This window comes from Pseudomonas sp. 32_A, assembly GCF_017490905.1.
Taxonomy (GTDB): domain Bacteria; phylum Pseudomonadota; class Gammaproteobacteria; order Pseudomonadales; family Pseudomonadaceae; genus Aquipseudomonas; species Aquipseudomonas inefficax.
Genome location: NZ_JAFGYI010000121.1, coordinates 1 through 637, shown reverse-complemented (window position 1 = coordinate 637; position 637 = coordinate 1). Strand labels below are relative to the sequence as shown.

Here is a 637-nt window from a genome sequence, read left to right as displayed (position 1 = left end):
GAAGAAGAACCGGCCGGCAGCGGCGACCGAGAGCCCGAAGCGCTGCATCAGCCACAGCGACAGCAGTGAATTGACGACGAGGCCCCCTGCGAACGCGTCGACGCTGAACAGCATCGCGAGCCGGGTGACGATGCGCCGGGAGGGGCCGAGCGGCGGCGGCGCGGCGGGCGCGTGGGCTTCGGGGAGCGGCAAATGTCGATAGAGCAGCCAGACGGCAACGCCGGCGCCGGCATAGACGACGAACATGCCGCGCATCGCGCCGGGCAGCGGGATGCTGGTGTGCGCGGCGAGCCAGAGTGGCAGACCTGCCGCCAGCGAGCCGGCTGCCGCTGATAGCGCGCCGATCAGGCTGTATCGCGCAAAGAGCGCGGTGCGGGCATCGCCCGCGGCGGCCTCGGCAAGGCGCGACTGCTCGAGCGGCAGAAACAGGCTGACGTCACCGGCGCTTGGATTGAGCGTGCCGACGAACGCGACGGCGATGAGCGCCCACAGCGTGGACAGACTCGCGAAGCCGATGCCCGTGGCGGCCATCAGTGTCGCGGCGAGCATCAGCATCCGCCGGTGTGCGACGCGGCCGGCCAGCATGCCGACGGCAATCGTCGCGAGTGCGGAACCCAGCAACGTCACGGTACTGACC

At 70.6% G+C, this 637-nt stretch carries 1 protein-coding gene; it reads right to left on the bottom strand.

The genetic code is table 11. The features are described 5' to 3' along the window. On the bottom strand, positions 1–637 hold a 637-nt coding region (locus tag J5M58_RS25870; RefSeq protein WP_368857209.1), incomplete at both ends, for an MFS transporter.